The 9,871-nt window shown below is 48.7% G+C and carries 7 protein-coding genes; 2 read left to right on the top strand and 5 right to left on the bottom strand.

All coding sequences use genetic code 11. From position 1 onward, the window contains the following. Positions 1 to 12: 12 nt before the first annotated feature. Positions 13 to 288: a hypothetical protein gene (locus E1B03_RS20950; protein WP_103769164.1), complete on the top strand. Its 276-nt coding sequence runs from the start codon at positions 13 to 15 to the stop codon at positions 286 to 288. 83 nt (positions 289 to 371) lie between these two features. On the opposite strand, the gene lapD is transcribed toward E1B03_RS20950, so the two are convergent. The 5 genes from lapD to E1B03_RS20925 are packed head-to-tail and all read right to left on the bottom strand — an operon-like array spanning position 372 to position 7,005. After that, positions 372 to 2,306, bottom strand: a complete 1,935-nt coding sequence (gene lapD / locus E1B03_RS20945) for a cyclic di-GMP receptor LapD (RefSeq protein ID WP_133086854.1) — start codon at positions 2,304 to 2,306, stop codon at positions 372 to 374. A 9-nt stretch (positions 2,307 to 2,315) separates the two neighbouring features. Then, positions 2,316 to 3,008: a cysteine protease LapG gene (lapG, locus tag E1B03_RS20940; protein ID WP_425456663.1), complete on the bottom strand. Its 693-nt coding sequence runs from the start codon at positions 3,006 to 3,008 to the stop codon at positions 2,316 to 2,318. A gap of 2 nt (positions 3,009 to 3,010) precedes the next feature. Beyond that, complete coding sequence (locus tag E1B03_RS20935; protein WP_103769167.1) at positions 3,011 to 3,904, bottom strand: transporter substrate-binding domain-containing protein; 894 nt, start codon at positions 3,902 to 3,904, stop codon at positions 3,011 to 3,013. After that, entirely contained in the window at positions 3,888 to 4,820 is a 933-nt protein-coding gene (locus tag E1B03_RS20930; RefSeq protein ID WP_133086852.1) for a transporter substrate-binding domain-containing protein, read from the bottom strand. The genes E1B03_RS20935 and E1B03_RS20930 overlap by 17 nt, the downstream gene beginning before the upstream one ends. After that, the gene (locus E1B03_RS20925; protein WP_103769169.1) at positions 4,813 to 7,005 is read right to left on the bottom strand and encodes a putative bifunctional diguanylate cyclase/phosphodiesterase; all 2,193 of its coding nucleotides are present in this window, start codon (positions 7,003 to 7,005) and stop codon (positions 4,813 to 4,815) included. The genes E1B03_RS20930 and E1B03_RS20925 overlap by 8 nt, the downstream gene beginning before the upstream one ends. A 695-nt stretch (positions 7,006 to 7,700) precedes the next feature. On the opposite strand from E1B03_RS20925, the gene E1B03_RS20920 reads away from it, so the two are divergent. Next, the gene (locus E1B03_RS20920; protein ID WP_246044122.1) at positions 7,701 to 9,809 is read left to right on the top strand and encodes a sensor domain-containing phosphodiesterase; all 2,109 of its coding nucleotides are present in this window, start codon (positions 7,701 to 7,703) and stop codon (positions 9,807 to 9,809) included. The last annotated feature ends 62 nt before the right edge of the window (positions 9,810 to 9,871 follow it).

Here is a 9,871-nt window from a genome sequence, read left to right as displayed (position 1 = left end):
AAAGGCACTGATATGAATTCTGATTCATCTGCTGCAAACGTGCAGGCAGAAAGCGTGGCTAAAAGCCCGGAAAATGACAACCAGCAGGCGTTAGCGATGTTGCAAAAAAGCGACCTCGAGATGGTGCGCGTGCTCGACGATCTGATTTACCTGTTGATCCGTAAAGGCGTGATTGCCATAACCGATCTCCCGCCGATGGCGCAGGTTAAATTAATGAATCGCGCGAACGCGCGTCAGGAACTTGGCGGGTTGGAACAACTGCTCGGCGGCGATGATCGTATTTTTTAGCTGACGCAGGCAGTCAGTTTGTAGGCCGGATAAGCGAAGCGCCATCCGGCAACATACAAGCGAATCAAGGCTGCCTGCTTTTATCACAATGGCGCGGGTTCACCTAATAATTGCCCCATTGCGCCATCAATTCCCAACTCTTGCAGCACCTTAAGCTCACCTTGTGTTTCAACGCGTTCGGCAATGAGTGGCAAATCAATACTGCGCGTGGCGCTGCATAACACTTCAATAAACAGACGTTTATCATTTTCTTCATCAATATTGCGGATGTAGCTACTGTCGATTTTCAGATAAGCAAGTCCCCACTGCGACAGATGGCCGATCATATCGAAACGACTACCGAAGTGTTGCAAACCTAGCGAGCAGCGGTGCTGACCGACGGCTTTAACAAACGCCGCCATTTGATGGGGGCCAGGCAACTGATTCTCATCCAGTTCCAGAATCAACTGGCTGGCTAATTTTGGTGAATAGCGCAGCGGGTTGAGCAGCTCAGCAATGGCGGTTGCACTGGCGACAGAGCTGCCAGAAATACTTAGCGCTAATTTTCCGGGAGCGGTTTTCAACTGGTTCAACGTCAGTTTCAGCATCACCTTATCGAGGCGATGACTCCAGCCAAAGCGGTGGATCCACGGCAGGAATCGACCGGCGGTAAGGGTATTGCCTTGTTCATCAATAATGCGCGACAGCACCTTGTAATGCAGGATTTTATCGGGCTGGCGGCAATCTACTACAGGCTGGAAAACCAACTGGAACTGCTGGTTTTCCAGCGCATGCTCCAGACGTACAAACCATAAATGCTGATCTTCTGTACTTGCAGGCACTTCAGTCGAGGGAACGACCTGATGGTCGGTGTGCGTTTCGGCTTCCACCAGCAGGCGATCGGCCTGAATCAGCAATGACTGGGCGTTATCTCCGGCGCTAAACGGCACCATGCTGGTGTAGGCCACCGGCTGTTGGTCTGACATTCCGGTGGCGTAAAAGGCCGTCAGCTTTTGGCCGAGCGAATGGCACAAGTCCAACATCTCACCGTGGGTCACACCTGGGCAGAGCAGGGCGAATTCACCGCCGCGAATACGGGCAAGCGTGCTATCGAGAGAAGCATATTTTTCTTTATGCGCGTTCAGCAGGTTGGCGATATTGAGCAACAATTTGTCGGTATGTGGCCCGCCAAAACGCTGATTCAGACCGCCTAAATCCTGAACGCGGACCAGCATCAGATATCCCGGTGCGGTATCGACGTCGCTTAGCCGCGCCTCAAGCTGCATATCGAACGCCCGGCGATTGGCTATTCCGGTCTGACTGTCGAGATAAGCTTCATTGTGCAGACGTTCGCTGTAGACCGCTTGTTCTTCAAATAACGATTTGAGCTTCGCGGCCATCAAATTCATGGCGCCGACAACGCGACGCAATTCCGGCGTTTTGGGCAACTCGTGGAGCGTCAGAAACTCGCGGCGAGTAATTGCTTCCGACTGTTTTGCCAGATAATTGAGCGGACGCAACAGCTTACGCAGCAGCAGAATACCCGCGATTAAACAGACCAGGCTGCAGGAAATCATCCACAACAGATTACCCAGGGTATTGTCCCACAGCCGCTGCACGGCAAAGATAGGATCGCTGGTCACTTCAACGCGTGCGGCCTGCTGCCAGCCACGCATAATCGTGGCCTCACCGGTTTGCGGAGTGACATCCACCAGCGCAACGAACCAACCGGGGACGTCGGGGATCGACGCTGCTGCGCTGCGCTCAAGCATTATTTTGCCGTTCTCCAGATTGACGATACGGATTTTTTTGTAGTAACCGCTATCGAAAATGGAGCTTACCATCAGCTCGATCATTGCCGGGTCGTTGACGTTGGGCGTCAGCGAAACGCCCAGCGCCGTGGCTGCATCCTGGGCATGTGAAAGGAGTTGGTTATTGGACTGATTACGAGAACTCTCCAGCGTCACAATAAAATTGCCGCTGAATACAACCATCATAAAGAGAGAGATTGCCAGAAGTAACTGTTTAAAAAGAGACACGGGCGATTCCTATTTATCCATCGGGAAGCCTTCTTCCCGCATTTTGGTGAAAACTTGCTGCCAGCGAGAAAGCCTTTTGCTGTCCCCAACGCGTTTATTGTTCTGATTGCCTGGAAGCCAAAGACCGGTGTTGTTAAAGGAGTAGACGGGTAATAGATCCATGCGCTGCGTAGCGGGTGAAATGGTGCTGGTCAGGCTGTCGAGGACCAATGGAATCGCCTCAGGGGTGGCGTACCAGGTCAGCACCATGTGCGCGCGGTTTAAACGCAAAGCTTTAACGTAAGTGATACGTAGCTTGTCTTCCGAGACGCCCAACTGGCGGAGGGTGAAATATTTGGCGATTGCGTAGTCTTCACAATCCGCTTCGCCTTTGCGCAGCGACTCAAGGGGAGTCGCCCAGTAATCTACGTTGTGCCAGACATCAATGTCTTCGGTATAACGGATCTTATCGTTAAAGAATTGATTTACGCCGCGTAATTGCGCTTGCTCGTCGGCACTGCGCAACGTAAGCAAAAGCTGTTGCCAGGCGTGGATCCGTTGTTGCGCTTCTGGCGTTGCCGGGCCATATAGCGCATCGGACTTCTGCAGAATACTGGCAAAATCCCAGGCCGCGCGCAGCGAATGGACCGACAGCAGCAACAGCAACGTCCCGGGGATTTTCCACAGGCGAAGCAGGCGGTGGCGTAAGCAGTTGCTGAAAATGTTCAATGGTTATGCTGGCAACTGCCTGGCGATGGATTTTTCATCTTTTCGCAGGTCCAGGGAGACAACCACTTTTTGCGTAATTGCATATTGGCTGGTGAAACAAAAAAATCTTTCAGCGTACTGTTAACAAACGCCACAAACTGCGGATCGTTTTTCCTCATCATGATGGCATAGGGCATATCGTTACCGATGCTTTGCGCTGAGACGCTGAACAGTTCCGGCTGCTCGCTATGATTAATCAGCGGCCAGGCGAGAATATCATCAACAAAGAAAGCGGCGGATTCATTGTGCGCCATCTTCTCAAAGGCACCCTTTATGGTAGTGCTGGTAATCGTTGAAATATTAAGATGTTGCTCTCTGTTGGCTTTATTAAATTCCAGCAAATCTTTTGAGCTACCGGTCAGACTTACCGTGCGTCCTTTAAGATTGGCAATTGACTGGATATTATTTTTACGCAGAGAAATGATGCGCATCTTTGCGGTGTAATAGTTGTCAGAAAACGACACGCTGGAGGTCCGCTCCGGCGCATTGGTATTTACGCCACAGTCCATATCTATTTTACGCGTGTTTAATGCGGAGAAACGTTCGGCAAAATTCACCGGAATATAATGAATGGTTAAATTGTTGAGCTTCAGATACTGGCGTAACTTATCGGCAATCATGTTACACACCGCGATGGTATACCCCGTGACCTTGCCATTGTTGTCTGTAAAAGAGAACGGCGGCAGCTGGCGATAACCTACGTTTAGCACGCTGCTGTTTTGAATGTGGTCGAGCGTCGCAGCGTTCTGTTGCGCCATCAGCGCGGGGGAGATGACGATGCCAGCCAGTAACAACAGCCATTGCACCGTACGGTTCACCCCTGTCATCTCACGATTAATTATATTTTTCATAATCAAAACTGATCTTCTTCTTGGTAGCTGTTAATGCTTTCAGGTTGTCTGACATGGGAATGTTTAAATTAATGGCCTGCGGCGCGATGGGGGACTGGAACCATTTATTGTACAGCGCAGTAAATTCGTTGCTGGTCATCAGGGAAGAGAGCGTGTCATCCACAAATTCTTTAAATTCTTTATCGTGTAACGGCAATAACAAGCCTGCTGGCAGCGGAGCGCTAAGCGCAATGTCGGAAAGTTTATAATCTTCAGGGTTTGGCGTTTGTGCAATCATCCCTTTCAGTAAAACTGTGCTGGAGATAAGCGCAGAATACTCACCGTTCTTCAGTTCATTGAAGGCTGTAATGTTATTGGTATCGAGCTGAATATTAATATCCAGGTCATTAGCCGCATTGACTTTTTGCAGTTGCTCAACGTAGAGCGTGCCGCTTTTTACCAGCACGCTATGTCCTGAAAGTTCTGCCAGATTGTCGTTACTCTCATTTTTACGCATCACAAAACGGGTGCTTGAAAAATAGAACGGCAGTGAAAACTCGCTAATACTGTGGCGGCTTTTCGAATAAAAGGCAGGTATGCACATAATGTCCGCCATATGGTTTTTAATCAGTACAAACTGCGATGCCGAATTGGCTTTTATCCATTTTACATTCAGCTTTTTAAGCTGAAGTTTTGTCTTGAGCGCACTGACGATGCTGTTGCATATATCAATGGAGTATCCTGCTGGGCTGTTTCCGTTCAGCCAGGAGAAAGGAAACGCGTCATCCTGATAACCAAGGGTAATGGTTTTATTACTCGCGATCTGCTCCAGCGTGTGCAGTTGTAACTGGGTTCCCGCTAAGCATGGCGTAGTCCCAACCATCAGCAGGGTAACCGTCATCAGCACGCGTTTTGCCAGGCGCAAGATGTCAGACATTGCACAGTCCTTCTTCAATGACCTCTTCGGCAAACGCGTCAAGTACCTCACGTTCACGCAGCGGATAGCTAAAGAAATAGCCCTGTACATTCTGGCATTCAATGGTGCGCAAAATGTCGCGCTGCTGTGCGGTTTCCACCCCTTCAGCGGTAACCGACATATTGTATTTATGGGCAAACTGAATCAGCATCACAATCAGATACTGGCTGGCATTGTCCTGCTGGAGTTTATCGACCAGCGTGCGCGCGATCTTGATGCGCGTGAAAGGATAGATCAGCAGATAGTCCAGCGCCGCGTAGCCGGTTCCTAAATCGTCCATCGCGATTTCGATACCCAGAGAACGGATCTCTTGCAGCACAGGTAAAGCAATCGACTTATCCAGTTTCTCGGATTCGGTGATTTCTATTTCAAGGCGTTCTGCTGAGATCTGGCTAATGCGTAACGCATCTTTAATCACGTCAACCAGTCCGGGGCTGTGTAACTGATAGGCGGAGATATTGACGGCTACCCTGACACGCTCAGGCCATTTGGCTGCGGCTTCGCAGGACTGGCGAATAATCCATTCGCCTAGTCGCACAATCAGACCGGAGCTTTCGGCGATGTTGATAAAATAGTCTGGATAAATCAGCCCTTTAGTGGGGTGATTCCAGCGGATCAGCGATTCGTAGCCATAGACGCTTTCATCTTGCAGATTAATAATCGGTTGGTAATGAAGTTCAAACTCCTTGTTATCAATACCATCGATAATTTCCTGATTAATAAACAGACTGTGGGTCTGCATCATCACCATGCCGTCTTCGAAGAAGTGGAAGCAACCCCGGCCATGATGTTTAGACGCATACATGGCAAGGTCGGCATTGATCATTAGCGTCGAGGTATTATTTCCCTGTCTGGGCGCGGTAGTAATACCGATGCTACAGCTGATCGAAAAAGTATGGGAACTCCAGGTAAACGGGGTGCTCAGCGCGCGGATAATACGCTTCGCCAGGCGATTCGCCTCTTTGATGGCGTTGTCGTCGACATGTTGCAGGATGGCGAATTCATCACCGCCCAGACGCGCCACAATATCGTTGGGACCCAGCAATAACTGCAGGCGTTGGGCAACGCTTATCAACAGTTCATCACCCGCTTTATGGCCGAAGGTGTCGTTCACCGGCTTGAAGTTGTCGAGGTCAATCAACAGCAGATTGAACGCTCTGCCCTCCTGATGAAGTTCGCTGACGCGCTTATCTAGTGCCAGGCCAAACGAAACACGGTTGGGTAATCCGGTGAGTGAATCATGATGGGCCATATGCTCCATCTTCTGCGACATTTCATGCATGCGTTGCAGATAGCCACGCTCTTTCATCGCCACACGCAGTTTTTCAATCGCCCCAGCCAGATGACCAATTTCGTCGTCCTGGTCAAGATAGGGGGTTATGCAGTCCGTCTCTTCATGGGCGATGCGGGTGAGGGAGTTAATCAGTAGCGGAACAGGGCGGAATAAGCGGCGCATAAACATCGTTACCAGCGCCAGCGTCACCAGTAGAATCAGAACAAAAATGATACTGCTCTTTTTCAGCATTGCATCGTAGGTGGCATACAACTCGCTTTTTTTACCGATGCTGCTTATCAGGCTCCCGAGGATCTCACCAGAAGGCGTCAAAATAGGTACTGCGCTAATAAAACACTCTTCGCCATTAATCTGGGCAAAGCCAACATAGTAATTGACCAGCACATCGCGCGGCAGGCGACCGGAGAAAGAGATGACCCCTTCGCCATCTTCTGATTTGTTGTTGATGCCAACGTAGCCTTTCTCCGGCGTATAGAGAAACAGCCAGGTGGGACTGTGCGTCTGTACAGACGCCAGCGCCAGCACGTCTACCGGGTTATAACCGGTTTGCAGGATGGAGTCGGTGTCGCCAATCTGTCTGTCAGAGACGATGCGGGATATCTGTCCTGCATCGCTGGTTTCAACCGAAACGGTGGTATACACGTTACGGATGATGTAGGTCATAATCTGTGCATTGGCCTCAGCCCGCTGTACCCACTGCTGATAAGAAAAGTTGTCTATCAGGCTCCAGTTGGTAAAGGCGCCAGCGCTAAAAGCAATAACGATACCCGCCAGCAAGAACTGCGTTATTTTGCCAGTGATGGAATGTTGCCACCCTTTTATTGCTTTAAGGGAAAACAGAGACTTTGCCACGGATTATGTTAATTCCTGAAAAGATTATTCGATGCTAAATTTAATTTTTGTTATTACTTAATGGAATATTATTGTTGCAAGCAAGTAGATGAAAGATGTGAAACGTAATGACGTAACAAATAACTAACACTGCACCATGGTGAGTAATGACAAAAATAACGGTATGCGAATATAGATAACGCAACTCTTTTCGTCAACAGGCAAAAGTGTGCATAAAAATACATTTTCACTTAGGCCTGCAGAAACATATTAATGTTGACATTAATACTGTCCACGAATGTTTTTAGTGCACACTGGTTGGAGGTGCTGAAAGTTTGCCATTGATGTTCCTATTTTTTTACGTGGCATCAATGAATTAGCTGTTTTTTTATCAGGGCAAGTCATGGTTTTATCCCTGCGGAATGTCCATTTTTGTCTATAAGTGGGTATTTATTTCCTGATTTGATATGAATAAGATGCCCGCTTCAATATAGAACCTTATTTATTTTCTCAGTGCGCGGTCAATGTTGACAATTTTGCTATGGTTCATCGACTGGCCCAAAAGGATTTGTTTGTGACATTCGAGTCTGGATTAAAGTCCTATTGGTATAGTGCATAGCGGATAAATTGATTTGGACGCAATAATAAATACAACTACGGTAAAAAACATTCGGGAATGGTGCCTACCACTTGCTTTGCCTGGCCTTTTTTACCCATTGGCACAGTATCTTAACGGTTACAGTATACTCAATAATACTATTTTAACAGTTTACGATCTCAAACTGGCCGTATTTTCTGCTGCATTAGTCTTGTTTGGTTTTCGGGTGTTGCCAGGATTTGTTCTGTTTCTGACGGTTATGTTTGTGCTCGGCCCGCAAAATGAGCGGGTAGATGCGTTGTGCCTGATCATCGCTTCAACTTTAAGCTATATCGCTTACCGTAAAGTCACCGGCAGACGGAGTTGCGTGAGTTTTGGCCGTATCAAAATCAGCCTTAACCGCCTGGTCTGGCTGTGCGGCTATAACGTCCTGCTGTATCTGGCGCTGGGCAAACTCTTTGCCATCTTTGTCGCCCACGGTCAACGCCCGGATGTGGATAACATTCCAACGTTAAGTCTGGGAATGCTGGTGCGTATTCAAGGGATCATTAACGGCTGTCTAACGGGTATCCCTTTATTCTACAAGATTTATCGCATTATCCGTCGGCCGTCTTTCCTGCTTACCTTCTGGCGGGCAATAACCGAACAATGTAAAGGCAATATCAGCACCTTGGGCGCTATTTCATGGTGCGCTTTACTCTTTATTTTGATGTTCTTTTTAACGTCACCTGACAATCTGAACGTTTTTTTCTCTCTCTACAGTTTGATCTTGCTGTTCCCGTTAATGCTATGGGGATCCATCAAAATCGGTCATTTGTTCACCATGCTGGTGTGGACGATTGTCTTGATCATTTTGGGCAAACATGATGACAGCTATATCGCCAGCGATGTGGACTTTATGCTGCATCAGGCGCTGGTTTCGACGTTGATCTTTGTCTTTACGCTCACCATCGTGATCATGGGTGTGCTGGCCAAATTTACCCGTCAGCGATTTAATCAGGCCCTTCTGTTAGGGCTGACAGACCCGATGACGGGCATGGCAAACCTGCGTGCGCTGAAGACGGAGCTGTTTACCACTGAGCGTGCGACGGTGTGCCTGATACAAATCCCCGAACTGGAGCTGTTTTCGCGCCGCTATGGTTTTCACTTTCGCGCTCGCTATCAGAAGATCCTCGCCGAGCATCTGCGCAAACACCTGGTTAAAAGCGAGAAAGTCTATTACCACGCGGGTTACGATCTGCTGATCCGACTTGAAAATAGTACCTGGGAGCGGTTATGCGATTTGTACCACGCCGCCAACAGCTTTCGGCTTTTTTACAATAACCATCGGCTGGGTTTTCGCAGCGGTATGGGCTATTGCCTGATTAACGATCTGAGTGATGACATCTACCAACTGGTGGGAAAACTCGGCATGGTTGCAGGGTTATCGCTGACCAACGGGCGGCCGGAAAACCTTGAAGCGCAGCATAGCCGGATCCTTGGCAACCATATTGTCGATAAAACTGAAATCCGTACCGCGTTGCAAAATGCGTTGGATAACAATGAATTTGTCCTGATGGCGCAACCGATCGTCAGTACCAATGGTAAAGCGCCGTACCATGAAATATTGATCCGTATGCTCAATGAACGCGGGGAGTTTATTCCTCCGAACAGCTTCCTGCCGGTTGCCCATGATGCGGGGCTGGCGCCAGATATCGATCTCTGGGTCATCGAAAACACCCTGAAATTTATGCGCAACCATCCACAGCGCTGTTTTTCTATCAACCTGGCACCGGTGACGGTGTGTCGTTCCAATATTGTCACGAAAGTCACCCAGCTTCTGCACGATTATGCGGTGGAGCCGCAGCGGATTATTTTTGAGATAACGGAAGCCGATACGCTATCAGATAAAGAGCAAACCGTGGAAACGCTACGTTTAATACGCCAATTGGGATGTCGGGTAGCCATTGATGACTTTGGTACCGGGTTTGCGAGCCATGCCCGTTTGATGAACATCGAAGCTGACATTCTGAAAATAGATGGCTCCTTTATTCGTCGGATCACCGAAAGCGAAATCAGCTATTACATCGTCGAATCATTCTGCCGCGTTGCTGAAATGAAAAATATGCAGGTCGTCGCCGAATTTGTCGAAAACGCCACGATTCAGGCGTGCCTGGAAAAAATGGATGTGGGGTGGTTACAGGGATATCACATTGGCAAGCCAACGCCGCTGCTTTCGCTGGAATAAGCTTAGCGCAAACTTCTTATGACCAAAACAGAGTCATTTCTTCTCAGGTAGAGAATTAAAAA

Origin of the sequence: Citrobacter arsenatis (assembly GCF_004353845.1) — a bacterium.
Lineage (GTDB): Bacteria > Pseudomonadota > Gammaproteobacteria > Enterobacterales > Enterobacteriaceae > Citrobacter > Citrobacter arsenatis.
Note: the sequence above shows the minus strand (reverse complement) of the source record. Positions and strands in the feature narration are given on the sequence as shown.

Coding starts and splice junctions, on each gene's coding strand:
- E1B03_RS20930 (WP_133086852.1), bottom strand. CDS start 4,820: ATGTCTGACATCTTGCGCCTGGCAAAACGCGTGCTGATGACGGTTACC.
- E1B03_RS20950 (WP_103769164.1), top strand. CDS start 13: ATGAATTCTGATTCATCTGCTGCAAACGTGCAGGCAGAAAGCGTGGCT.
- E1B03_RS20935 (WP_103769167.1), bottom strand. CDS start 3,904: ATGAAAAATATAATTAATCGTGAGATGACAGGGGTGAACCGTACGGTG.